Raw genomic sequence first — 26,163 nt, forward strand, 5'->3', positions numbered from 1 at the left:
CATGATACAGTTCATGAAATGGCTAAAGATGAGGCTAGACACGGAAAAGCTTTCGAAGGATTATTAAACAGATACTTTGGTTAAGATATAGTTTAACTTAGAAAAGAACTGATGCAAATCAGTTCTTTTTTGCATCTTGTAATTAAATTACGGGCTAAATTTAATAAAAAAATTCATATAATATTTTTAAATTGATATAATTAATTAATAAGTTATATGCTTAATGAAGCTATAATAACATCTAAAGATAACATCATGAAAATTTCCACATCATGATTATTAGCAATATAATTCTATAGTGTTAATAATGAAGGATGTGATGTATAATAATATTAATAATTAGGATAACAAGGAGTTATAATTAAATGGCATATTTTATATTAGTTTTAATGATACTATTATTAAATATATTGTCAGCAGTATCTTTAATCTTTATAGAAAGAAAAGAACCTACGACAACATGGGCATGGCTTATAATACTTCTTATATTACCAGGCGTTGGTTTTATACTATATTTATTACTTGGACAAAATTTGAGCCGTCAAAAAATATTTAGAGAAAAAAAGATTACGGATAAAATTAAAGGTTATAAATTAAGAGCTAACTGTGAAACCTGTAGTGATTATAGTGGTATAAATGAAAATTATGAGGATTTAATATTAATGAATTATAATCATTCAGGGGCAACGTATACTACTGGAAACGATATAAAGACATATATAAATGGAGAAGATAAATTTAGAGACTTATTTAATGATATAAGAAGTGCAAAAAGCTTTATACATATAGAATACTATATATTTAGATTTGATGATTTAGGAAAGGCACTTATAAAAGAACTTGCAGAAAAGGCTAAAGATGGTGTTGAGGTAAGGTTATTAATAGATGGAATGGGCTCTAAAAGAATAGGGAAAAAAATAATTAGATATATAGAGTCACTAGGAATAAAGGTTTCGGTATTTTTCCCAGGAATATTACCACATATAAATACACGTATTAATTATAGAAATCATAGAAAGATAGTTGTAATAGACGGTAAAGTTGGATATGTTGGTGGATTTAATGTTGGTAATGAATATGTGAATAAAGGAAAGCAATTTAAATTTTGGAGAGATACTCATATAAGAATTAAGGGTGAAGCTGTTCAAGAGTTAAATAAAAGATTTATTCTAGATTGGGATTATGCATCTGATGAAAATATCGGAAATATGTCAATGTATTTCCCAGTTCCAAAGTGTGAAGGGGATATTGGAATTCAGATAGTATCTTCTGGTCCTGATCATATGGAGGAGTATATAAAAAATGGATATATGAAAATTATAAATAATGCTAAAAGCTATGTTTATATTCAAACTCCATATTTAGTTCCAGATAGTCCAATGCTTGAAGCGTTAAAAATATCAGCTTTATCAGGAGTAGATGTAAGACTTATAGTTCCAGGTGAACCGGATCATTTCTTCATGGAATGGATGCTAAGTGCTAATATAGGTATACTTATTGATTACGGAATAAAAATATATAGATATGGAAATGGATTTATTCACTCAAAGACTATTGTTGCTGATGGTGAAGTTTGTAGCATAGGAACTGCCAATTTAGATATAAGAAGTTTTAAATTAAATTTTGAAGTTAATGCATTCATCTATAATGAAAAATTTGCTAAGGAGCAAGAGAAAATTTTTTATGAGGATCAAAAAAAATCTAAATTGGTCATAAAAGAGGAGTATGAAAAGAGATCTAAAGCTTTAAAAGTTAAAGAATCTTTAATAAGATTATTATCACCAATATTATAAAGTGAATGATATTTTAAAAGTTAAAAATGTGAAAATAAAATAAATAATGTAAAAACATTGACAAATTAGAAAAAAATGGTTTAGAATTAAGAGAGAAATTTAACTATCAATTTTAAGTAGACAGAGAGGTAATTATTATGAAGGGATTAGAGAAGAATTTAATAGCAAAATTTAATAGATTTTTTTATTTTATATTCTGGGGCTTTTATTTTAGCGCTGGCTATTTCTTTTGCAAAAATAAAAATAATTCTTTTTTAATGAGTATTAATTAATCCTTTTATATGTTTTAATAGTGAAAGTATATTTAAAGAATGATTATATAATTGAGAACTCATTAAGGGTTCTCTTTTTTTTATATTCTAAAATTTTAAATAGTAAATAATATTAATCTATATATGTTATTTAAAAATAAATAAAAGACAGTTAAGAGCAAAAAAATTAAAGTATCTTAGCTGAAATTAAGGGGGCAAAAAATATGGTAGTAATTTTAAAACCAAAAACAAACGGTAACGAAATAGCAAAGTTAACACAAGAATTAGAAAGCTTAGGTGTTATAGTAAATCCAGTAATAGGAGCAGAACTTAGTATATTAGGATTAGTTGGAGATACAACAAAAATAGATCCATCATATATTGAAGCAAATCCTAATGTTGAGAGAGTAATGCATGTACAAGAACCTTTTAAGAAAGCAAATAGATTATTCCATCCAGAAGATACTGTAATAGATATTAATGGATATAAAATAGGTGGAAATAAGATTGCTATGATAGCAGGACCTTGTTCTGTTGAAAGTAAAGAACAAATAACTTTAGTTGCAGAAGAAGTTAAAAAATATGGGGCTACTTTCTTAAGAGGTGGAGCATTTAAACCAAGAACATCACCATATAGTTTCCAAGGGTTAAAATATGAAGGATTAGATCTTTTAAACATTGCGAAAGAAAAAACTGGACTTCCTATAGTTACAGAATTAATGTCACCATATGATATTGAAACTTTTGTAGAAAAAGCTGATATAATTCAAGTTGGGGCAAGAAATATGCAAAACTTCGATTTATTAAAGGAATTAGGAAATAATAGATAAACCAATACTATTAAAAAGAGGTTTATCTGCTACTATAGAAGAATTATTGATGAGTGCAGAATATATCATGGCTGGAGGAAATGAGAAAGTAATTCTTTGTGAAAGAGGAATAAGAACTTTTGAAACATATACAAGAAATACTTTAGACTTAAGTGCAGTACCAGCAATTAAAAAATTAAGTCACTTACCAGTAGTTGTAGACCCAAGTCATGCTACAGGAAAGTGGTGGATGGTAGAACCTCTTGCAAAGGCAGCAATTGCAGTAGGTGCAGATGGACTTATATTAGAAGTTCACAATGATCCACAAAAAGCATTATGCGATGGACAACAATCAATTAAGCCAGAAGTATTTGCGAAGTTAATGAAAGAGTTACAAGTTATTGCAAATGCAATTGGTCGTGAGATATAGTTATTATACGATTTTATAAAGTTTCACTTGGTGAAATTTAGAAAGGTGTTAGTATGGAGTTAATAGTTGATTTAAAGGAAAGAAGTTATCCTATAATAATTGAAAAAGGACTAATAGATACAAATTTCAGAGAAAGTAAAAAATGTTTATAAGGGAAAAAAGATATTTATACTTACTGATGAAAATGTAAATAAATATTATGGTAAAAAAGTTGTTTCTGCATTAAGTGAATATTTTGATGTTAAATTAGTATCACTTAAAGCTGGAGAGGAAACTAAGAATTTTAATACATTACCTATGGTTTATAATGAACTTCTAGACTTTAATTTAACTAGGAGTGATTTAATAATTACTTTAGGGGGAGGAGTTATTGGAGATCTTGGAGGATTTGTAGCTTCAAGTTATTTAAGAGGAATAGATTTTATTCAAGTTCCAACTTCACTTCTTGAAGTAGATAGTAGTGTTGGAGGAAAGGTTGCTGTAGATTTAGAAAGAGGAAAAAATCTTGTTGGTAGCTTTTATCATCCTAAAGCAGTATTAATAGATCCAGAAGTATTAAACACTTTAGATAATAGATTTTTTATTGATGGAATGGCAGAAGTTATTAAGTATGGTTGTATAAAAGATAAAATGTTCTTTGAATTTTTATATGAAATGGAAAATAATTCGGATGTCATAGATAATATGGAAAGAGTTATCCATAAATGTTGTGATATTAAAAGAATTGTTGTGGAAAGTGATGAAAAGGATAAAGGTGAAAGAATGCTTTTAAATTTTGGACACACTTTAGGTCATGCTATAGAGCAGTATTATAACTATACTAAATATACTCATGGGGAAGCTGTCGCTATTGGTATGTATGAAATAACTAAGATAAGTGAAGCCAAAGGATTAACAGTTAAAGGTACTGCGGAAAGAATTAAAGAAATTTTAATTAAATATAACCTTCCATATAAAATGGATGTAAATATAGAAGAGATTTTAGATACAATTAATTTAGATAAAAAGAAATTAGGGAAAAGTTTAAATCTCATAATTTTAAAAGAAATAGGAAATTCAGAAATTTATAAAACTACAACAGAGTTTTTTATATAATACCTCAGGGGTAAAACCAAATAATGTAAAGAGAGATTCTTTTTAGAAGAATAGCTATTTGCAACTGATTGTAAAATATTAGGTTTACCCCTGGGGCAGAATGGAGGAAGTATGGCAGATTTAAAAGTATATCCATCAATATTAGAGGGAGAGGTTAAAATACCTCCTTCAAAAAGTATGGCTCATAGGGCAATTATTTGTGCAGCTTTAAGTGATGGATTTTGCAAAATAGAAAATATAGATTATTCAGATGATATTATAGCAACTATCGATGCTATGAACTCTTTAGGAGCTAAAATAGTTAAATATAAGGATTATATTGAAGTAACAGGTGCATATGGGAACTCTGCTGATATAGAAGATATTAGAGTAATTGACTGTAATGAATCAGGATCAACTTTAAGATTCTTAGTTCCTATTTCATTATTATTTAAAGGTAAGAATAAATTTATAGGAAGAGGTAATTTAGGAAAAAGGCCATTGACTACTTATTATAATATTTTTGAAAAACAAGATATTACATATTCTTATGAAGAAGGTAAGCTTAATTTAATAGTAAGTGGTGAGCTGAAACCAGGGATTTTCGAAATAGAAGGAAATGTAAGTTCTCAATTTATAACTGGTATTTTATTTACTTTACCATTATTAAATGATGATTCTAAAATTATTATTACTACTGAAATGGAATCAAAGGGATATATTGATTTAACTTTAAGAGCAATGAGTGATTTTGGAATAGAGGTAATTAATAATGATTATAAAGAGTTTATAATCAAGGGAAATCAACGATATAAGGCTAGAAATTATAGAGTTGAGGGAGATTATTCTCAAGCAGCATTTTTCCTTTGTGCTGATAGCTTAGGGAATAATGTTTTATGTAAGGATTTAGATTTAAATTCTCTTCAAGGTGATAAAGAAGTAATAGATATTTTAGAGAGAATGAATGTTATATTTAATGCAAGTGCTATAGGAGTAAAGGGTACTACTAGTGGCCAATTAGTTAGTACAATAATTGATGGAAGTCAATGTCCAGATATTATACCAGTGCTTACAGCTGTAGCTGCTTTAACTAAAGGAAAAACAGAAATAATAAATGCAGGAAGACTTAGAATAAAAGAATTTGACAGACTTGCTGCAGTAACATCTGAACTTAATAAGTTAGGTGCTAAGATAGTAGAACAAGAAGATGGATTAATAGTTACTGGTGTAGAAATTTTAAAAGGTAACGTAGAGGTTTGGAGTCATAAGGATCATAGAATTGCAATGACTTTAGCTATAGCTTCAACTAAGTGCGAAGAGCCAATAGTAATAAAGGATTATGAGTGTATAGCAAAATCTTATCCAAATTTCTTTGATGACTTTGTTAGCTTAGGTGGAAAAATAGAAAGGTTGGAGGAAAAGTAGATGAGTGGAATGTGGGGAAAGAATATAAGAATATCTATATTTGGAGAATCACATGGAAATGCAATAGGTATTAATATTGATGGATTACCTTCTGGATTTAATATTGATATGGATAAAGTAATGCTTGAAATGTCAAGAAGAGCACCAGGAAAAAGTCCATTATCAACTACTAGAAAAGAAGGAGATATTCCTGAAATATTAAGTGGATATTTTGAAGGAAAAACTACAGGCACTCCGCTTTGTGCAATAATACGTAACTCTAATACTAAATCTAAAGATTATTCTAAGTTGAAAGATGTAATGAGACCAGGTCATGCAGATTATACTGGAAATATCAGATATAATGGGTTTAACGACTATAGAGGTGGAGGTCATTTTTCAGGACGAATAACTGCACCACTTGTATTTGCAGGAGCTATTTGTAAGCAAATATTAGAGACTAAAGGGATAATTATTGCAGCTCATATAAATTCTATAGGAAATATTAAAGATAAGAGTTTTTTAGATGATGAAATAACATTAGATTTAATTAACTCATTTAAAGGTAAAGAATTACCATTAATAAATAAAGAATTAGAAGAAATTATGAGAAATGAAATAATAAGTGCAAGAAATAATTTAGATTCTATTGGTGGAACTATAGAGTGTGCAGTGTTTGGAATAAAACCAGGCATTGGTAATCCATTTTTTGATTCTGTGGAATCAACATTGCTCATTTAATGTTTAGTGTTCCAGCCGTTAAAGGAGTTGAATTTGGAAAAGGCTTTGAAATTTCTAAAATGAAAGGTTCAGAGGCTAATGATGAATATTATTTAGATGGAAAAGATATTAAAACAAGTACTAATAATAATGGTGGAATTTTAGGTGGAATAACTAATGGAATGCCAATAGTATTTAATGTGGCAATAAAGCCAACAGCATCTATATTTAAAGAGCAAAAAACAGTAAACATAGCAACTATGGAAGAAACTATTTTAAGTATAGAAGGAAGACATGATCCATGCATAGTACAAAGAGCGCTTCCAGTTATAGAGGCAGTTACTGCAATAGGAATTTTAGAGTTATTAGGTTAGTAAATAATTATATTATATGGTGAAGTAAATTTAGAAGAGAGGTGAGATTATGAATCTTTCAGAATGTAGAAAAGAAATTGATAATATAGATAAAGAGTTAGTTGAACTATTTGAGAGAAGAATGAATGTTGCAATAAAGGTAGCAGAATATAAAATGAAAAATAATATTCCAATTCTTAATACTACTAGAGAAGCTGAAGTTATTGAAAAGAATGTTAATAGACTTAGCAATAAAGAGTATTCAGAATTGACAGAGAAGTTCTTTGTTAACTTAATGGAGCTTAGTAGAAGCCTTCAAGCTAAACTAATCAATAGTAATGAAGCTACTAATGGAGTATTAGCAGAGTATAAAATAAATAGTGAAGATAAAAAAAAACTAGATAATATTAAGATTGGATATCAAGGGGTTAAGGGTTCTTTTAGTGAAGAGGCCATGATTAAATATTTTGGTGAAAACCATATAACTAGTGATTATGAAGAGTTTGAAGATGTATTTTTAGCTTTAAAAAATAATAAAATTGATTATGGAATATTACCTATTGAAAACTCATGTACTGGAGCTATAACTACTGTTTATGACTTATTAGTTAAGTATGGACTTAATATTGTAGGTGAGGAATGTATAAAGATAGACCAAAATTTAATTGGGGTAAAAGGGACAAAGTTAGAGGATATAAAAGAAATATATTCACATCCACAAGGGTTTGAACAAAGTAGAAAGTTTTTAGATGAATTTAGTAATTTAAAGCTTATACCATTTCATAATACTGCAATTAGTGCAAAATATGTTTCAGAGATTAATGATAAATCAAAGGCTGCTATTGCAAGCTTAAGAGCAGCTGAACTTTATGGCTTAGATGTAATTAAAGAAGAAATAAATGATAAAAATGATAATCATACTAAGTTTATTATAATTGGAAAAGAGTTAGAGTGTAATGAAGAATGTAATAAGGTAACAGTAGTATTTTCATTAGATAATAAAGCTGGTACATTATATAAATTGCTAAGGCACTTTGCTGAAAATAATATTAATATGCTAAAAATAGAATCAAGACCAAGTAAGAATGAGCCGTGGCAATATCTTTTATATGTAGATTTTGAAGGAAATATTAAGAATGATGATGTTAAAAAGGCAATAAATTTAATTGATGATCAAAGTGAGTATTTTAAATTACTTGGATGTTATAAAAAGATAGAAGATTGAGGGAATGGTGTAATGGATTTTTACGGATTATTAGGTGAGAAGCTAAGCCATAGCCTATCTCCAACAATTAATAAAATGATATTTGAAAAGAATCATATTGATGGTGCATATAAGATATTTGAAGTTCAAAAAAGTAGGCTTGAAGATTTTGTAGAGGCCATTAAGTTATTAAAAGTAAAAGGATTTAATGTTACTATTCCATATAAAGAAAGTATAATGCAGCATTTAGATTATATATCAGACGAAGCAAAGAGAATAGGTGCAGTAAATACTGTAATGCTAAAAGAAGATAAACTTTATGGGTATAATACTGATTATTTTGGAATTAAAGTAATGCTTAATAGTAGAAATATAGATGTTAAGAATAAAACTGCAATTATTTTAGGATCAGGGGGAGCATGTAAGGCTGTTATTACTTATTTATTAGACAATGAAGTTAAAAATATTTATATTGTAAGTAGAAACCCTGAAGGGATTAATCTAAGAATTTTAGATAAGCGCGTATCAGTAATAAATTATGATGAATTATTAGATATAAAGGGAGAGTTAATAATTAACACAACGCCTCTTGGAATGTATCCTAATATTGACAGTTGTGCAGTTAATAGAGAAATAGTAAAAAAATTCGATATAGCTGTTGATCTAGTATATAATCCTACAGAAACTAAGTTTTTAAAAATGGCAAAAGAGGAAAGTAAAATTGCCATTGGAGGATTACATATGTTAGTGGGGCAAGCGGTTAAGAGTCAAGCTATATTTAATAATATGGAAATAAAGAAGGATTTAATAGATTATATATATAAAGAGTTGTCTAAAACATTTAATTAGGGGGTGAATTTATGAATGAAAAAAGTATAACCTTAATAGGATTACCTGGCTGTGGAAAAAGTACTATTGGAGATTTGCTTTCCAAAAAATTGAATTATGCATTCATAGATATGGATAATTATATTGAAGAAGAGCAAGGTAAAACTATCATCGAAATATTTAAAAATGGTGAAGATTATTTTAGAACCATAGAAACTGAAACTTGTAAGGTATTGGGGCAAAAAAGTAAGACTATTATATCTTCAGGTGGTGGAGTTATCAAAAAGGCAATAAATATAGATTTATTAAAAGAAATTCAATTGTAGTTTTTATTGATAGACCAGTAGAAAATATTTTAAGTGATATTGAAGTTGAAAAGAGACCTTTACTAGCAAATGGTAAAGAAGTATTATATAAATTATATGATGAACGATATGAGTTATATAAAAAATATTGTGATTATAAAATTCCTAATGTAGGAACTTTAGATGATGTTGTAGATACTATAATATCAACTGTAATGTAAAAATTTTATATTTAATATAAAGAACTAAAGAGGAAATTTGAAATGTATAATAAATTTAAAATCAGTAGTATGGAGGTATGGTAGATATGGTTATTGTAATGAATCCTAAAAGTAGTGAAAAAGAAGTATCAGAAGTAAAAAATGAATTAAGTAGGTTAGGGCTAGGAATACATCTATCACAAGGAGAAACATTCTGTATAATAGGTGTAGTAGGTGAAACGAGAGCTTTAGATCCAAACAAACTTTTGACTTTCGATGGAGTAGACAAAATATTAAAAGTTGAAGAACCGTTTAAGAAAGCAAATAGGTTATTTAAACCAGATGATACTATAGTTAATGTTAATGGAACTTTAGTTGGAGGAAATAATCTTGGAATTATGGCAGGACCATGTTCTGTTGAGAGTGAAGAACAAATAATAAAGATTGCAAAATCTGTTAAAGCATCAGGAGCAAACTTTTTAAGAGGGGGAGCTTTTAAGCCAAGAACTTCACCTTATAGCTTCCAAGGATTAGAGCTTGAAGGATTAAAATTACTGAAAGCAGCAAAGGAAGCAACAGGATTATCAATAGTTACTGAAATAATGTCAACTGATTATATAGATGAATTTGTTAGAGATGTAGATGTAATTCAAGTTGGTGCAAGAAACATGCAAAACTTTGATTTATTGAAACAATTAGGTAAAACTAATAAGCCAATTTTATTAAAGAGAGGTTTATCAGCTACAATAGAAGAATGGCTTATGAGTGCAGAATATATAATGGCTGGAGGAAATGAAAATGTTATTCTTTGTGAAAGAGGTATAAGAACTTACGAAGGATATACTAGAAATACTTTAGATTTAAGTGCAATTCCAGTAATTAAAAAATTATCTCATTTACCAATAATAGTGGATCCAAGCCATGCAGCAGGATATTGGTATTTAGTTGAACCATTAGCTAAGGCTGCTATAGCAGCAGGTGCAGATGGGCTTATGATAGAAGTTCATAACAATCCACAATGCGCATTAAGTGATGGTCAACAATCAGTTAAACCTGAACTTTTCGATGAAATAATGAAAAAAGTAAAAATATTAGCTGAAATGGAAGGGAAAAAAATAGTTAGAAGCTAGAAGGTAAAAATTAGAAATTTATGAATAAATTAATGAACTTCTAATTAAATACTACTAGTTTATAGCTGTAAATGGGGGATATTATGAGAATAGTTATTGTAGGTCTTGGTGTTATTGGTGGTTCCTATGCAATGGCACTTAAAGAAGCAGGTTATAATGAGGTTTATGGTATAGATAAAAATATTGACACATTAAATAAAGCTAAGGCTTTAGGAATTATTAAAGAAGGATATGAAGATGGGAAGGAAATAGTTTCTGAAGCAGATTTAATTGTATTAGCTGTTTATCCAGATTTAGTTAAAAGTTTTATAAGTAATAATAAAGAAAATTTTAAAGACAATGCTATAATTACAGATGTAACAGGAATAAAACAGTTATTTATTAATGAAGTATTGGATATACTACCAGATAATATAGATTTTGTTTTTGCTCATCCAATGGCTGGTAGAGAAAAAAAAGGGATAGATTATGCTACAAATACTGTATTTAAGGATGCTAATTTCTTAATAACAGTAACAGATAAAAATAAGATTGAAAGCTTAGAGTTAATTGAAGAGTTAGCATATAAAATGGGATTTAAGCATGTGAAAAGAATATGTCCTAAATACCATGATGAAATGATAGCATTTACTAGCCAATTACCTCATGCTTTAGCAGTAGCACTTATTAATAGTGATATTGAAGGAAGAAATACTGGAGAATTTATAGGAGATAGTTATAGGGATTTAACTAGAATTGCAAATATAAATGAAACTTTATGGAGTCAATTATTTTTAGGAAATAAAGAAAACTTATTACAAGCAATTTATAATTTTGAAGAGGAATTAGATAAAATAAAAAGTTGTTTGGAGAATGAAGATAAAGAGGCTTTGCGAGAGTTATTTATTAAATCTTCTGTAAGAAGAGAAAAATTATAATAGATTAATTTAAAAAGATGGCTGATATAGTTAATATCAGCCATCTTTTTAGCATTTATAAGTAAAAATACTAATAATTTTACAGATACAAGATAATAATATAAGTGAAATCGTTTATTGATTAGAAAATAGGATTAATACAAGAAAATACTGGTAAAAATTAAAGTTGATACAAGGTGAAATTTAGAGTAGAATTGTTTCTTGTATATTTATCTGGAAAAGGAGTGGTTATCTTGGCAGGGAAAACAAAAATAACTAAGCAATTTATTATATCACAGACTGTTTTATATGTTTTTATAATGGCATTTGTAATAGCATTTAAATCTATTTTTGGAGATAAAAACACACTAGTTGGAGTAATGGGTATAACAGCAATATTAATGCTTACACAAATTAATCTTACTATTTCTCCAGGAAAAAATTTATTAAAGTTGATTATAATAAATTTAGGAATAGGCATATTTACATATTTAGCAAATCTTAATATATGGTTAGCTATACCTATAAATTTCATAGGTATATTTATAATAGCGTATACCTTTTATTATAATTTAAAGTCACCAGTATATTTACCATTTTCATTACAATATTTATTTTTACTATCTACTCCTATTACTGCAGCTGAATTGCCAATGAGATTGCTCTCACTTTTAGTGGCACCAGTTCGAATTATGATAGTACAATTTATTATTAATAAAAATAAAACCACTAAGGTTGGAAATAAGTTAATAGGTAGTATTTGCGATAATCTTATAAAAAAGATAAATAGTAATGAGAATAAAGACGATATAAATAAATCAATAAAAAGTAATGCTAATGAATTTAGAAAGATTGTTTATGATAATAGAAAAGATAATTTCTATGTAACAGAAGAAGGAAGAATAAAATTAAATATTGTTATAATTTTAGAAAAGTTATCAAATTTATTAGATGAAAAGATCAATAATAAAGTAATATTAAATGATTTAATAATTTGTTTACAAGAATTAAAACTTAGTTTAGGAAAAGAAGATAATTTAAAAGATATTAATAATAAAATAAATAATTTAATAAAAAAATATAAAAAAGAGGATATTAAGGATTTAGTTACTTTAAGAATACTAAATACTATTAATATGTTAAGTATATCTTTAGAAGAATTAAAATCATTAGGTAAAGAGAATTATAATACTATAAAAGCCAGTGAAGATATACCAGAAAAGTATAAAATGGTTAATATTCATAAGAAGGAATTTTATAAAAAATCAGTAAAGTTTTCTTATGCTATTAGAGTATCACTAGGAATAACTATTTCTGCTTTTATTGCAGATTATTTCAAATTTGCAGAAGGAAGATGGATTTACTTTACAACATTTGCAATAATAATTCCTATATATGAATTATCAAAGAAAAAGCTAAAAGATAGAATGTTTGCCACTTTAGTTGGTGGAGTTATAATAGTTTTATTATTTACTATATTTAAAAATGTTTTAGTTAGAATGTTAATAATAATGGCTGCAGGTTATTTAAGAGCATATACTTCAACATACAGATATGGAACTATTTACACTACAATATGTGCAATTGGTGCAGTAGCTATGTCTGGCGGAGCAGTAGTTTTAACTATCAATAGAATACTATTTGTTATATTAGGAACTATAATAGCTATTATTATTAATAGATTTGTATTACCTGTAAGAATGAAAGATGCAAATGAAGAACTTTTAGGAACCTATAGAGATGTACTTTATGGAATGTTAAATGAAGTATATGAAGAAGCAATTAACCAAAATGACAATACTCATAAAATGGATACATTATTGCTTGTAACTACTATGATAGAGGAAAGGCTAGCTGTTAATAATAGTGATTTTATTACAGAAGAAGATAATGGTTACTTTGATAAAGTAAGAATTTTAATAATTGATATTTATCAGTTATATACATTAGTAAAAAGAAGCGAAATTAAACAAAATAATGAATATATGATTGAAGATTTAAAAAAGTTATCAAATGTATCAAATATAAATATAGACAATACGATAAAAGATGTAGAAGAACATATAAATATAGCAAAAGGAATTGATAATAAGATAATTTTTGCAAGTATAAGGGGAGTCTTATCAGGAATAAAGGAATTAAAAGACAGTAATAAAGCCTTACCTGAATAGTTTATAGAATAAAAAGCTAATAATTTAATATACAAGTAAACAAAAAACCTAAGTAATAAATCTTAGGTTTTTTTGTTGTTATATTAGTAAGCACATTTTTTACAATAAGTATCAATAATAGAATATATATTAAACAAAGAAGATATATAAATTAATAAAGAATTATCTTCCTTTAATCTTACCTTCAATACCTCTTTCAGCTAATATTTCATAAATAGTTTTAGATGTTGTATCAGCTAATGTATATCCAATTAATTTTAATATTTCTTCAAGTTTTTCTTCAGAAGTAGTTTCAATTTCTAAGTATGGGAACGGACAAAAGCTTTTATCGTTTATATCAATTTCAATTAAAGAATCATCAATTTTATAGCTTTCTCTATATTTAGATATAGATTCTTGAAGAACAAGACCTAATGACTTAAATATTCTTCTTGCCATCTCTGCATCTTCAACTATAGTTTCATTTTCTTCCATAACTTTAAAAGTACCTTGACTTAACATTTTTTTTGTAGTCATAAATACAGTTTCTTTACCTGTTATTCTATCAATAGTAGTTCTAACTCTAGCATACCCTTTAGAAGCTAAAAGTCTACCATCTTCAAAATCGTATATTTCATTAACCTGATCTTCAGCTTTTACTTTAGTAGCACCTAAAGTAGTCATTTTATATCTAATATCATCAACATCAATATCAATTACTCTAGTTTCTAATTCTTTCATCAATAATAACTCCCTTAGTTTTTAAAATAATAATAGTTATATTATACAATAAAATATGTTAATTTATCTTATCAAATAATTTTTTTGAAATTATGAAACCTTTTTAAAAAATTTAAGTCTAAAATTATAGATGATAAAAAGGGGGACAATTTTAATGAAGGTAATAAAAATAAAAGTTAAAACAATTATAGTAACAGTATTAATTTTATTTTGTACTATTCCATATATATTTTATTTTATTGGGGTATTAGGATTTCAATCAGATGGTATAGTAAATGGAAGAGGTATTAAGATATATACAGCAGGTTTTTTAAAGTTATATGAACATTATCCCACATTCAAGATAGACATGGGTAGGACCTATTATATTCTTGGAATGAGTAACTACGATTATATTCATGAAGTATTATATTATTACTCAAGTGGAACTATGGTTAACTCAACCCAAAATGGAAATATGGAACAGGCACTAATAGCAAAAGAGTATTTTGAAAAAGGTGTATCATTAGGACAAAATGATAATTATTATATAAATAATTTGAATGCTTTAATAAATTTAGAGATGGTTTTAGGAAATACAGATAGGGCTTTTGAACTTATAATGAATGCTAAAGATAGTGAAAAAGAAGTGATTTATCAAACTGCATTAGTAAATGAAATTGTATATTACGGAAAACAAGGTGAATATGATAAGGCTTTAAAATTATGTGAAGATAATGAAGAGTATTTACCACTTCTAAAGAGATATAAAAATTCTATAAATTATCTTAAAGGTGATATTGATAAAATAGAAGTAAATGATATGTATGAAGGAATAGATGATATTGATAAATATAATGAAGAGTTAAGTATTGAAAGTAGAAAAAATAGATTTTTAGTTTCTGCTAATATATTAAAGGACATAGATTTTATTAGACCTATAGAGATATATGATAAAGTTGAAATTGATGATGATATAAATTTTGGAGAAATAACTGGAAGAGTTACAGTCAAAGGGAAGCCTATAGCTAACACTGCAGTATTTTTAAATAAACAATATGGAGGTATAGGCTTTAATCCGGAGAATGGTAGAATAGATTTTACATTTCGTGATTTTAAAGAAAGCCAAACTGTATATACAAATGAAAATGGAGAATTCATATTTAAACATGCTTTTCCAGGTGTAGATTATGAAATAATAGCTTCTATACCTTCAGTTTTTGGAGATAAAGTTTCAAGGAGAGAAAATGTTACTCCTATAATTTTAAAGGATGGAGAAAAAGTTAATGTAGATATAACTTTAAATGATGAAGTTAAGGTAAATGAAGTAAAAACTGATTATGAAAATGACGAAATAATTATTAAATATAATGAGTATCCTGAGGCATATTCTTATGGGTTAGTTATAAGAGTTGGAGCTGTAGGAATGAGTGTTAATGAGCTTACAGACAAAAATGAAATTAAAATTCCATTAACTAAGGGTTCTTTTCAAAGCTTTGCTATTAGGGGTGCTACAGAGGATGAAAATGGTGAATTAATACCAACAGCAGAATCGTACTTAGGAAGTATAGATGTAAATAAATTATATATTAATGTTGTTGCTTACGATAAGGAAGGAATGATATTATCAAGTTCTTCTACGCCTATTGAAGTTAAGATTAAAAAGAAGAAATTAAATCGTGGTGAAAAGCTTATATTAGATTATAAAATAGATGAAGGTTATGATTGGTTATGTGAAAAGTTAAAAAGTGAGCCTATGAATAAAGAGTATATTTATCCTGTAATGAGAATTGCTTATGAAAGAGGAGATATCCAGTTTGGTGATGAATTAATAAATAGATTAGAAGAAATTAATAAAACAGGTTTTGATAAAAAATTGAGAGAATGGTATGTGAGTGAATGATGATGGATAACTTAAGGGGGACGAAGTTATTAAGTAAAATAAGTAGTGATAGAGAAGCTGTAGTGGAAGAAATAATAGATGTTTATGGAGATAAAATATTAAGGCTTTGTTTTATTCAGTTAGGAAATGTAGAAGAAGCAGAAGATGCAACGCAAGAAGTATTCCTAAAGGTGTTTAAAAATATAAAAAAATATAATGGAGATTCTTCAATATATACTTGGATTTATAAAATAACTATAAATACATGCTTTGATATTTTAAAGAAAAGAAATAAGTTAAGGTATGATGATATATCCTTATATATAAATTTTATTAAGGATGAAAAAGATACAGAGATGATTATTTTGAAAAATTTAACTTCAAAAAGTATAAGAGTAGCTTTAATGAAAATTCCAGAAAAGTATAGAGTTTTATTATATATGTTTTATTTTGAAGAGCTAAAAATATCAGAAATATCAACTATTCTTAATGAAAAAGAAAATACTATAAAAACTAGGCTTAAACGAGGAAAAGCAGCATTAAGAAGAGTTATTGAAAAGGAGGAAATAAATTATGTACAATGACGATAGTGATTTATTTTTTGATAATGAAGTAAAAATCAAAATAAAACATAGTTTTGATGATATAAAACTTAGTAATGAAATAAAGAATAAAATAAAAGAAGAAATTATGATAGATGAACTGAAAGAAGTGAAAAATAAGGGCTTTAAAGAAAAAATTAATGATTTCCTAAATTATGAAGTAGAAATTCCTATAGGAAGGATAGGTGTTATAGCAGCGATATTAGCTATTATACCTACAACATTTACTATATATGAAGGAAAAAAGATAATGGATAATAATATAGAGTATCAAAAGGATATTACAAGTTATAATAATTTTAAAAAATAAATATATGAATTTTTTTATTATTAGTTAATAAAAAGGCTGTGAAAACACAGCCTTTTTAATATTAAATAAATAGTAAAAATATTTTTAGCTATTATAAGTTTCTTTATCTAAAGAGTTTTCAGAATTAGCAACAACTACAGCTGTAGCAGAATCTCCAATTACATTTAAGCAAGTAATTAACATGTCTATAGGTCTATTTATAGCAATTATAAGTGAATAAGCTATAAGAGTAGCTTCGTTGTTGTATCCCATTCCTGTTAAAACTGTAAATAGAATTATTGAAGAAGAACCAGGAGCAGATGGAGTACCTATAGAAGCTATTAAAGCTAATATTGCAATTAAAATTACATTTTGAATAGTAAGATTATATCCAGAGCTTGCTGCTATAAAAATAGCTGCTATTACTTGCATTATTGCGGTACCATTCATGTTTATTGTCATTCCCAAAGGTAAAACAAAAGATGCAATATCTTTATCAACGCCAAGTTCATCAACAGTTGTTTTTTCATTTAAGGATAAAGCTGCAGATGAAGCGGCAGCTGAAAATCCTAAAAGAGCAACTTTAGCAATTTTTTTCATGAAAATAATAGGGTTTAACTTTGTATTTAAATAAACAAATAGTGGATAAGCAATCACTAAAAATATTATTGAAGCTATTGCGACTACAAGCATATAAGCTAATGCTGGTTTTAAATGATCTATGCCATATACAGCAAATGTTCTTGTAATTAACACAAAAACTGCAATTGGACTAAATTTAGTTATTATAAATCCTAAAAATACGCTGATTATATTATTTATATCAATAAGTAAGTTCTTTAACACTAAAATCTTTTCATCTAGAGCATTAATACATAAACCAATAACTACAGCTAAAAATACTATAGATAATACCATTGAGTTATTTGACATAACACTAGTTATGTTGTTTGGAACAGCATTAAGTATTACAAGTAGTGGATTACTTCCACTAGATACAGTTACAGATGTAGTAGTATTAGTAGAAAGGTGGACATTAAAAAATCCAAGTTTATAAGCAGTAAATCCAAAAACACATGCTGTTGCTAACGCAAATATAGATGTAGTTAAAAATCCTAAAAGTGTTTTTGATGATATTCGTCCAAGTTTTTTTGTATCGCTAATATGACACATAGCTAAGGCTATAGATGAAAACACCATTGGAATTATAATTAATTGAAGACAATTAATGAATAATTGTCCTAATATATAAAAAATACCAAAAGCATTTTTCCCTTCTTCAGTAGTTATATCTTGAAATAAAATATTATTAATAATATTCCAAAGTGAAGATTTATCATTAGCTATTAATGATTCTCTTAATAATATAAAAAGTGTACCGACAATTAAAGCTAGCACCAGAGATAATCCCATTCTTATAGCTAGCTGAGCAGAGTTATTTTTTCCTTTTGTAAAATTAAATTTCATAAAATTATCTCCCAAATAAAATATATAAATAAGTTTATATTATAGTTTCATAAGCCAAATTACATATTTATAGTATTAACAGTTTATCAATAAAAAAGTTATGTAAAGGTTGTAAATTAGCATATTAAAAATTAAGTGTTGAATATTTTATTAATGGAATATAATTATTTAACGCTATGATAAATATATATTAGAAAAAATAATATGTCAATAATTTAACTATGTAAATATAGTATTGAGATGAATGATTTAAGAAAATAAATTTATAGATAAAAACTATAATATTTATAGAAAATATCTATAAAAAGCATTACTTATTAAGATGGAAAGGTGATAAAATATATATAATATAGAATTTATAAGGGGGCATATAAAAATGAAATTTAATAAATTAAATATGGGGCAATACAATATGATGAAGGTAAAAGCAACTCTTAAATGTAGTGTTTGCAACGAGGATTGCAATTATATAGACTATTGGAATGGTAATAAGTTTTGTTCTACAGAATGCCAAGAAAAATATTATAATTGGATAAAGAAAAACAAAGAATCAATAGCATAATATATAATGATGAATTAAGATAATATATTATCTATAATTCATCATTTTTTTATATTCATAAAAGATAATTATGTAAATTAATTAATATATAGTTTTTATCTATAGATAATGTTGCTAAAATCAATTGGATTAGTAGAGAATACTAGAATATAATAAAAGTAAATTAAGTGTTAAATATTTAACGTTCATTATTTTGTTAAAAATACTAAGCGAATTAAATGGATTAGGAATGGCTTAAGATTTAAGTAAGCTATTTAATATAAAGGAGAGAATACAATGGAAAGACGTATTTCAGGATATACTACATTAATAGGATTATTAGCAACACCAATTAAACATACAAGTTCACCAAAGATGCATAATGAAGCATTTAGATATTTAGGTTTAGATTATGCTTATCTTGCATTTGAAGTTGGAAATGAAGGATTAGAAGATGCAGTAAAAGGATTAAAAGCAATGCAAGCTAGAGGTTGCAATGTATCAATGCCAAATAAAACTGTTATTCATAAATATTTAGATAAATTAACTCCAGCAGCAGAACTTGCAGGAGCTGTAAATACAGTTATAAATGATGATGGTGTTTTAACTGGACACATTACTGATGGTGTTGGTTACATGAGATCATTAAGCGATGCTGGATTTGATATTATTGGTAAGAAAATGACTATAGTTGGAGCTGGTGGAGCAGCTACAGCAATTTGTATCCAAGCAGCATTAGATGGAGTAGCTGAACTTTCAATATTCAATCAAGACGCTGAATTTTTTGAAAGATCAGAAGAAACAGTTAAGAAGGATAAATGAAAAAACTAACTGTAAGGCTAAGTTATTTAGATTAGAAGATAAAGATGCATTAAGAGCAGAAATTGCTGACTCTGCAATATTCACAAATGGTACAGGAATGGGTATGAAGCCATACGTTGGTCAAACATACATAGAAAAGGATATGCTAAGGCCAGATCTTATAGTAAGTGACGTTGTATATCAACCAGCAAAAACTAGATTATTAGAATTAGCAGAAGAAGTTGGATGTCCAACAATCAATGGATTAGGAATGATGTTATTCCAAGGTGCAGAAGCATTTAAATGCTGGACTGGACAAGAAATGCCAATAGAACACATGAAAGAATTCTTATTTGGAGATAAGTAAGCTTCCAAATTTAAATTTTGAAAAGTGAACGTATGCCTATGATTAGCAGGCGTAGGTATTTCATTAAAAAAATAATACGAAAAAATATAGTGGTGCACAGTTGCATCTAGGAGGAAATAAAAATGAAATTCATGGTAATAAATGGACCAAACATAAACATGATAGGTGTTAGAGAAAAAGGAATATATGGATCAAAGAGCTTTACTGAGATTTGTGAATATATAAAAGAAGAAGGCGAAAAGAGAGGACACGAAGTTACTCTACTTCAAAGCAACTGTGAAGGAACTATGATAGATTTCTTACAAAGAGCATACTTTGAAAAGTTTGATGGGGTTATAATAAATCCAGGAGCATATACTCACTATAGCATAGCTTTACATGATGCAATTAAAGGAAATACAGGAATTCCAACAGTTGAAGTTCATATTTCTAATGTACATGCTAGAGAAGAATTCAGAAAAGAGTCTAAAACAGCTCCAGCTTGTATCGGACAAATGTGTGGATTCGGTGAAAAAGGTTATGTTTTAGCTATGGAGGCTCTAGAAGATTATATTACTAGAAATAAGTAAGAATTTAGCAAAAATGGCTGTTGCAATATGCGCAGCCTTTTTTATTTGATTTAAATTGATAGATTAAATCTATAGAAAAAGCTAAAAACATTCATTAGATTTATAGCTTTTGTGGGGTTATACTTATTTAAGTAATAGTATGAAAGCAAAAGTTAAAACTTTATCAATATATAATTTATTAGGAGAATGTAGGATGAATAAGTATAAAAACATATTTACACCATTAACAATAAAGAATATGACTATTAGAAATAGAGTTGCTATGCCTCCAATGGGAACAAATTACGGCGGAGCTATGGGTGATTTCACTGAAGAACATGTTCAATATTATGAAAAGAGAGCTAAAGGTGGCATTGGTTTAATAATAGTAGAAAATGCTTGCGTTGATTTCCCAGTTGGTTCAAATGGAACAACTCAAATTAGATTAGATCATGATAGATATATGCCAAACCTATTTAGATTAACAGAAAGATTACATAGACATGGTGCTTGTGTTGCAATTCAAATAAATCACTCTGGAGCATCAGCAGTACCAGGAAGAATTGAAGGAAATACTCCAGTATCTTCTTCAAATATACCATCAAAAACAGGTGGAGCTATTCCAAGACCATTAACAGTAGAAGAAATATATGCAATTGCTGATAAGTATGCAGATGCGGCAAGAAGAGCTCAAATGGCTGGATTTGATGCAGTTGAAATTCATGGAGGACACTCTTACTTATTATGTCAATTCTTATCACCTTTATATAATAAGAGAACTGATGAGTTTGGTGGAAGTTTAGAAAACAGAGTAAGATTCCCTAAATTAGTATTAGAAAAAGTTAGAGCTGCAGTAGGACCAATGTTCCCAATAAGCTTTAGATTTAGTGCTGATGAATTTATGGAAGGTGGAAATACATTAGAAGATACATTAGAAATGATGGAGTACCTTGTTGATGAAATTGATATATTAAATGTATCAGCCGCAGTTAACGATACACTTCAATATCAAATAGATGCTAACTATTTAAAAGATGGATGGCGTTCATACATGGCAAAAGCTTTCAAAGAAAAGTTTAACAAGCCAGTTATAACATCAGGAAACATTAGAAATCCTGAAGTTGCTGAAAGAATATTATCAGAAGGACATGCTGATTTATTAGCAATGGGACGTGGACTTATAGCTGATCCAGAATGGGTTAACAAAGTTAGAAGTGGAAGAGAAGATGAATTAAGAAAATGTATATCTTGTAACATTGGATGTGCTGGTCATAGAATTGGAATAAATAGACCAGTAAGATGTACAATAAATCCAGAAGTTATCTTAGGAGAAGAAGCTCATACTTCTATGAAAGTAAACAAGCCAGTTAATGTTGTTGTTATTGGTGGAGGAACTGCAGGATTAGAAGCTGCTTGTACAGCTGCTGAAGTAGGATGTACAACATTCTTATTTGAAGCTAAACCTTACTTAGGTGGATTAGCTAGAGAAATAGCTAAATTACCAGCTAAAGATAGAATTAATGATTTCCCAAATTACTTAATTAACAGAGCTAAGAAGTTAAGAAATCTTTATATATTTACAAATACTACTGCTACAATTGAAGCAATAGAAAACTTAAAACCAGATGTAGTTGTTAATGCTACAGGATCAACTCCATTATTACCTCCAATTACAGGATTACATGATAGAGTTGATAAAGAAGATTCAAAAGTATTATCAATCTTTGGATTAATAAATAATATTGAAAAGTTCAATGAAATGGACTTAGAAGGAAAGAAAATAGGAGTTATCGGTGGAGGAGCTGTTGGACTAGATGTAGTTGAATACTTCGCTCACAAAGGTGCTCACGTTACTATAGTTGAAAGAATGCCAGCTGTAGGAAATGGAATGGATATAATAACTAAGCTTGATTTTATGACTATGCTTAAGAAGAAAGAAGTAGATGTAAGAATTGAAACTTCATTATTAGAAATTAAAGATAGTAGCTTTATAGTTAATAAAGATGGGCAAGATGAAGAAATCAACTTTGATTATGGATTTGTATGTTTAGGAATGAGAGCATACTCACCATTAATGACTTCTCTTCAAGAAAACTTTGCTGGAACTAATGTTGAAGTTGTTAATATTGGTGATAGTGTTAGAGCTAGAAGAATTATTGAAGGTGTTGAAGAAGGTAGACATATCACTGATACACTTAAGAGAATTGGAGCTTTATAATATAGAGTTAATATAATATAAATATAAATACACCCAACCCAGTTGAGAAATCATCTGGGTTATTTTTTATTAAAATATGTTGAAATACTAATAAAACTTAAAGAATAATAGCGTAAACAAGAGATTAATAATTTAGAAGCATAGATATCATGAAGCTTTAAATGATCTTATATTTTTGATTGCTTTTTGAAGGATCTTATATATTTACAAGGATTAGGTGTGAAAAGTCTAATATATTTAAGAATAATAAGGTTTTATTGAAAGCATAGTTCATGAGAAATTAAATTTTTGAATAAATTAAATATAATTTTAGATATATAAAAAAGATACCATAAAATTAACAGTATAATAAAAAAATGTATATATTGTTGAAAAATAATGTATTTACTATATAATATAACAGGGTATATTTTAACATATAATAGGGATATAAGAATGAGGTAGTAAAGAAATGAAATCAAAATCGATAATAATTATAGTGTTAATATGTATTTTAATGAATATTTTAACTTTTAAAAATGTATCAGCAAGTATATTATTAGCAGAGCAGTTTGAAAAGTTATCTATTTATGAAGGAATTTCCAATGAATATATAACATCAATTTTTCAAGATAGTAAAGGATATATGTGGATAGGAACAGCAGATGGGCTCAATAGATATGATGGTAAAAATGTGAAGACATATAATGCAGATGTTAATAGAAAAGATTCTTTAAGTTCAACATACATAAATGCCATAGAAGAAGATGATAGGGGAAACATATGGATTGGAACGAACTATGGTTTAGATATTTTAATAAATAATACTTTTGAAGTGATAAGATTGAAAGATTATACTATCGAGAATTATAGTTTAGGTGAATTAGAAATTACAGATATATTAAAGAGCAACTATGAAGAAAATATTATGTGGGTTGGTACTTCAAATGGATTAATAAAAATAAATATTGAAACTTATGAAGTAGAAGAGTTTTTTTATGATAAAAATGATAGTGACTCATTAACTAATTCATATATAACTTGCTTAAAAGAAGATAAATATAAGAGACTATGGGTGGGAACAAAAAATGGTATAAATATTTTAGATGAAAATTCTAAAGTTATATATACTCAAACTCAAATAGACAACAATAAATTATTTGTTCATGATATAGAAAGTGATAGTTTTGATTATATGTGGGTTTCCACTAAAGAGGGAATTATTATATATGATATTAATAGTACTGAATCAAAACAGATACTAATTTTATCAAATGAAGGTTTAAAAACATATAATTTAAATGAAGATGGGATGGACAAGATTTTAGATGAGAAAAATAAAGATATAAAAATATATAATAATAATTTTATTATGAGTGATAGTAAAGATAATATATGGATATCTAGCAGTGAGGGAATAAAGGTATACATTAAGGGTACATCAAAGATAACAGAGATTAAGAGAGATGAAAATAATCTTAATTCTATTTCAAGTAATATTATAACGTGTTTTTATGAAGATAATAATGGAGTAATATGGGTTGGAACTGATAGAGGGATAAATATATTAAATGAAAATAGACAATTTAATTCTTCAATGACTAGTATAGGAAGTGATAAAGCGATATATGATAAGGATATAGTATCTATTGTCCAACATAATGAGTATGTTTGGATAGCTACTAAATTTGATGGAGTATATATATATAATGAAGATGGAATATTAATTAGGCATTTAAATACATATGATAATGAACTGGGTTTTAGTAACAGGTATGTAAAAAAGATGTTTAGTATAAATAATCAATTTATTATTATTACAACTAATAAAAATTTAGTAGCAATTGATACAAAGAATTATACATATACCAATGATGTATATGAACAAGCTTATTACTCAGAATTAAATTATTTATATAATGATGGGAAAGAAATATGGACAGCTACAGAAGATAACTTTTATTCCTATAATTTAAGTTCTGGAGAAGAAACATATTATAGTTATAAACTAAAAGAATTTAATATAAATCCAGGTCATATAAAGTATATTATAGAAGATTATAGAGATGAAAATATACTTTGGTTAGGGGGAAGTGATACCGGGATAGTTAAATATAGTAAAAAACATGGCGTTATTAAGCAATATCTTAATGATTCTTCAGATGAAAAATCATTAATTAGTAATAAGGTTAATTGTATTACTTTTGATAACTTTGGAGATTTATGGGTAGGTACTAATATGGGCTTAAGTAAATTGGATATAGAATCAGATGAATTTACTTCATATACCATAGTAGAAGGTTTAACTAATAATTTTGTAAATTCAATATTATTAGATGAAGGCGGTAACCTTTGGATAAGTACAAATAATGGATTAAATAAGTTTAATATAGAAACGAAAGATATAGTAAATTTTACAGAGACAGATGGAGTGTATGGAAGCCAATTTAATGTAAACTCTAGTCTTATTTGTAGAGATGGAACTATGATGTTTGGAAACACAAAAGGTGTTGTATACTTTAAGCCAAATGAAATAGTCGAACCGGAAAAAGCTGATGATAAGGTTGTAATTGGTGATATTTTAATTGGAAAAGAAAAAGCCATTTATGATGGTAATGAGTTAATTTTAGAGTATGATGATAAAGATTTATCTATTGATTATTTTTTACCTAATTATAGGACTTTAGATAATATAACTTATGAATATATGATTGAAGGTATTGATTCAGATTGGGTATATGTAGACGATAATAATAATTTATCTATTAAGATTTTAAAGCCAGGTAAATATACGCTAAAAATAAGAGCTAGAGATGGACATGGTAATTTAACAGATGAAGCACATATGAATATAAGGGTTAAAAATCCAATTTGGAAGAGCCCTTTAGCTTGTATAATATATGTTTTAATAATATGTGCAATAGTACTATATATATTAAATTATGTTAAGATATTAAGAAAGTTAGTAAATCAAAAAACAATGAAATTAAATGCCCAATTAGAAGAGAATAAAAGATTAAGTGAAGAAATAATAGATAATGAAAGATTTAAAAATAATTATTTTGTAAATTTATCACATGAGCTTAGAACACCAATAAATGTTATATCATCAACAATACAACTAGAAAGAGCTTTGAGCAAGGAAGGAAGTATAAGTAAAGAAAAATCAAATAGATATATGAATATTATAAGTAAAAACTGA

At 27.2% G+C, this 26,163-nt stretch carries 16 protein-coding genes and 6 pseudogenes; 20 read left to right on the top strand and 2 right to left on the bottom strand.

What is annotated here, in order from left to right:
* The 12 genes and pseudogenes from HMPREF0216_RS16790 to HMPREF0216_RS08790 form a co-directional block, all read left to right on the top strand.
* Positions 1 to 84, top strand: a pseudogene (locus tag HMPREF0216_RS16790) (NADH peroxidase); the annotation flags it as partial.
* A 281-nt stretch (positions 85 to 365) separates the two neighbouring features.
* Complete coding sequence (gene cls / locus HMPREF0216_RS08740; protein WP_005213670.1) at positions 366 to 1,793, top strand: cardiolipin synthase; 1,428 nt, start codon at positions 366 to 368, stop codon at positions 1,791 to 1,793.
* Between the two features lie 475 nt (positions 1,794 to 2,268).
* Positions 2,269 to 3,283, top strand: a pseudogene (gene aroF / locus HMPREF0216_RS08745) (3-deoxy-7-phosphoheptulonate synthase).
* Positions 3,284 to 3,336: 53 nt separating this feature from the next.
* Positions 3,337 to 4,378 (top strand): annotated as a pseudogene (aroB, locus tag HMPREF0216_RS08750) (3-dehydroquinate synthase).
* Positions 4,379 to 4,489: 111 nt separating this feature from the next.
* Positions 4,490 to 5,782 (top strand): 3-phosphoshikimate 1-carboxyvinyltransferase, encoded by a 1,293-nt coding sequence (gene aroA, locus HMPREF0216_RS08755; protein WP_005213675.1) that lies wholly within the window; start codon positions 4,490 to 4,492, stop codon positions 5,780 to 5,782.
* A pseudogene (gene aroC / locus HMPREF0216_RS08760) lies at positions 5,783 to 6,855 on the top strand (chorismate synthase).
* Positions 6,856 to 6,901: 46 nt separating this feature from the next.
* Positions 6,902 to 8,059, top strand: coding sequence for a prephenate dehydratase (gene pheA / locus HMPREF0216_RS08765; RefSeq protein WP_407080853.1), 1,158 nt, complete (start codon positions 6,902 to 6,904; stop codon positions 8,057 to 8,059).
* Positions 8,060 to 8,071: 12 nt separating this feature from the next.
* Positions 8,072 to 8,887 carry a shikimate dehydrogenase gene (aroE, locus tag HMPREF0216_RS08770; RefSeq protein ID WP_005213680.1) on the top strand — a complete coding sequence of 272 codons (816 nt, stop codon included), beginning with the start codon at positions 8,072 to 8,074 and terminating at the stop codon, positions 8,885 to 8,887.
* Positions 8,888 to 8,898: 11 nt separating this feature from the next.
* A pseudogene (locus tag HMPREF0216_RS08775) lies at positions 8,899 to 9,392 on the top strand (shikimate kinase).
* Positions 9,393 to 9,478: 86 nt separating this feature from the next.
* The gene (aroF, locus tag HMPREF0216_RS08780; RefSeq protein ID WP_040419517.1) at positions 9,479 to 10,501 is read left to right on the top strand and encodes a 3-deoxy-7-phosphoheptulonate synthase; all 1,023 of its coding nucleotides are present in this window, start codon (positions 9,479 to 9,481) and stop codon (positions 10,499 to 10,501) included.
* A gap of 83 nt (positions 10,502 to 10,584) precedes the next feature.
* Positions 10,585 to 11,418 (top strand): prephenate dehydrogenase, encoded by an 834-nt coding sequence (locus tag HMPREF0216_RS08785; protein ID WP_040419520.1) that lies wholly within the window; start codon positions 10,585 to 10,587, stop codon positions 11,416 to 11,418.
* Between the two features lie 233 nt (positions 11,419 to 11,651).
* A complete protein-coding gene (locus HMPREF0216_RS08790; protein ID WP_051040684.1) occupies positions 11,652 to 13,568 on the top strand; it encodes an FUSC family protein in 1,917 nt (638 codons plus the stop codon).
* A 162-nt stretch (positions 13,569 to 13,730) separates the two neighbouring features.
* Here the strand turns inward: HMPREF0216_RS08790 and HMPREF0216_RS08795 are convergent, their stop codons facing one another.
* Entirely contained in the window at positions 13,731 to 14,288 is a 558-nt protein-coding gene (locus HMPREF0216_RS08795) for a class IV adenylate cyclase (protein ID WP_005213685.1), read from the bottom strand.
* 154 nt (positions 14,289 to 14,442) lie between these two features.
* Here HMPREF0216_RS08795 and HMPREF0216_RS08800 point away from each other — a divergent pair, with 154 nt between their 5' ends.
* Genes HMPREF0216_RS08800 through HMPREF0216_RS08810 form a run of 3 tightly spaced genes read left to right on the top strand, consistent with a single transcriptional unit; the run spans position 14,443 to position 17,061 of the window.
* Positions 14,443 to 16,170, top strand: coding sequence for a carboxypeptidase-like regulatory domain-containing protein (locus HMPREF0216_RS08800; RefSeq protein ID WP_040419523.1), 1,728 nt, complete (start codon positions 14,443 to 14,445; stop codon positions 16,168 to 16,170).
* 2 nt (positions 16,171 to 16,172) lie between these two features.
* The gene (locus HMPREF0216_RS08805) at positions 16,173 to 16,733 is read left to right on the top strand and encodes an RNA polymerase sigma factor (RefSeq protein ID WP_169317574.1); all 561 of its coding nucleotides are present in this window, start codon (positions 16,173 to 16,175) and stop codon (positions 16,731 to 16,733) included.
* On the top strand, positions 16,723 to 17,061 hold the full coding sequence (locus tag HMPREF0216_RS08810) for a hypothetical protein (RefSeq protein ID WP_005213688.1): 339 nt from the start codon (positions 16,723 to 16,725) through the stop codon (positions 17,059 to 17,061). The genes HMPREF0216_RS08805 and HMPREF0216_RS08810 overlap by 11 nt, the downstream gene beginning before the upstream one ends.
* Positions 17,062 to 17,145: 84 nt before the next feature.
* On the opposite strand, the gene HMPREF0216_RS08815 is transcribed toward HMPREF0216_RS08810, so the two are convergent.
* On the bottom strand, positions 17,146 to 18,507 hold the full coding sequence (locus tag HMPREF0216_RS08815; RefSeq protein WP_005213689.1) for a dicarboxylate/amino acid:cation symporter: 1,362 nt from the start codon (positions 18,505 to 18,507) through the stop codon (positions 17,146 to 17,148).
* 376 nt (positions 18,508 to 18,883) lie between these two features.
* Here HMPREF0216_RS08815 and HMPREF0216_RS08820 point away from each other — a divergent pair, with 376 nt between their 5' ends.
* From HMPREF0216_RS08820 to HMPREF0216_RS16330, 5 genes and pseudogenes are all read left to right on the top strand, one after another.
* Entirely contained in the window at positions 18,884 to 19,069 is a 186-nt protein-coding gene (locus tag HMPREF0216_RS08820; RefSeq protein ID WP_005213690.1) for a hypothetical protein, read from the top strand.
* A gap of 276 nt (positions 19,070 to 19,345) precedes the next feature.
* A pseudogene (locus HMPREF0216_RS08825) lies at positions 19,346 to 20,216 on the top strand (shikimate dehydrogenase).
* Positions 20,217 to 20,338: 122 nt separating this feature from the next.
* Entirely contained in the window at positions 20,339 to 20,785 is a 447-nt protein-coding gene (gene aroQ, locus HMPREF0216_RS08830; protein ID WP_005213693.1) for a type II 3-dehydroquinate dehydratase, read from the top strand.
* A gap of 193 nt (positions 20,786 to 20,978) precedes the next feature.
* Complete coding sequence (locus HMPREF0216_RS08835; protein ID WP_040419530.1) at positions 20,979 to 22,982, top strand: oxidoreductase; 2,004 nt, start codon at positions 20,979 to 20,981, stop codon at positions 22,980 to 22,982.
* A gap of 451 nt (positions 22,983 to 23,433) precedes the next feature.
* A complete protein-coding gene (locus HMPREF0216_RS16330; protein WP_242824719.1) occupies positions 23,434 to 26,163 on the top strand; it encodes a ligand-binding sensor domain-containing protein in 2,730 nt (909 codons plus the stop codon).

Source organism: Clostridium celatum DSM 1785 (assembly GCF_000320405.1).
GTDB lineage: Bacteria > Bacillota > Clostridia > Clostridiales > Clostridiaceae > Clostridium > Clostridium celatum.

What these genes read in the sequence shown, in the direction of transcription:
- cls (WP_005213670.1), top strand. Translation starts at nt 366, where the DNA reads ATGGCATATTTTATATTAGTTTTAATGATACTATTATTAAATATATTG.
- aroA (WP_005213675.1), top strand. Translation starts at nt 4,490, where the DNA reads ATGGCAGATTTAAAAGTATATCCATCAATATTAGAGGGAGAGGTTAAA.
- aroE (WP_005213680.1), top strand. Translation starts at nt 8,072, where the DNA reads ATGGATTTTTACGGATTATTAGGTGAGAAGCTAAGCCATAGCCTATCT.
- aroF (WP_040419517.1), top strand. Translation starts at nt 9,479, where the DNA reads ATGGTTATTGTAATGAATCCTAAAAGTAGTGAAAAAGAAGTATCAGAA.
- HMPREF0216_RS08785 (WP_040419520.1), top strand. Translation starts at nt 10,585, where the DNA reads ATGAGAATAGTTATTGTAGGTCTTGGTGTTATTGGTGGTTCCTATGCA.
- HMPREF0216_RS08795 (WP_005213685.1), bottom strand. Translation starts at nt 14,288, where the DNA reads ATGAAAGAATTAGAAACTAGAGTAATTGATATTGATGTTGATGATATT.
- HMPREF0216_RS08800 (WP_040419523.1), top strand. Translation starts at nt 14,443, where the DNA reads ATGAAGGTAATAAAAATAAAAGTTAAAACAATTATAGTAACAGTATTA.
- HMPREF0216_RS08805 (WP_169317574.1), top strand. Translation starts at nt 16,173, where the DNA reads ATGGATAACTTAAGGGGGACGAAGTTATTAAGTAAAATAAGTAGTGAT.
- HMPREF0216_RS08810 (WP_005213688.1), top strand. Translation starts at nt 16,723, where the DNA reads ATGTACAATGACGATAGTGATTTATTTTTTGATAATGAAGTAAAAATC.
- HMPREF0216_RS08815 (WP_005213689.1), bottom strand. Translation starts at nt 18,507, where the DNA reads ATGAAATTTAATTTTACAAAAGGAAAAAATAACTCTGCTCAGCTAGCT.
- HMPREF0216_RS08820 (WP_005213690.1), top strand. Translation starts at nt 18,884, where the DNA reads ATGAAATTTAATAAATTAAATATGGGGCAATACAATATGATGAAGGTA.
- aroQ (WP_005213693.1), top strand. Translation starts at nt 20,339, where the DNA reads ATGAAATTCATGGTAATAAATGGACCAAACATAAACATGATAGGTGTT.
- HMPREF0216_RS08835 (WP_040419530.1), top strand. Translation starts at nt 20,979, where the DNA reads ATGAATAAGTATAAAAACATATTTACACCATTAACAATAAAGAATATG.
- HMPREF0216_RS16330 (WP_242824719.1), top strand. Translation starts at nt 23,434, where the DNA reads ATGAAATCAAAATCGATAATAATTATAGTGTTAATATGTATTTTAATG.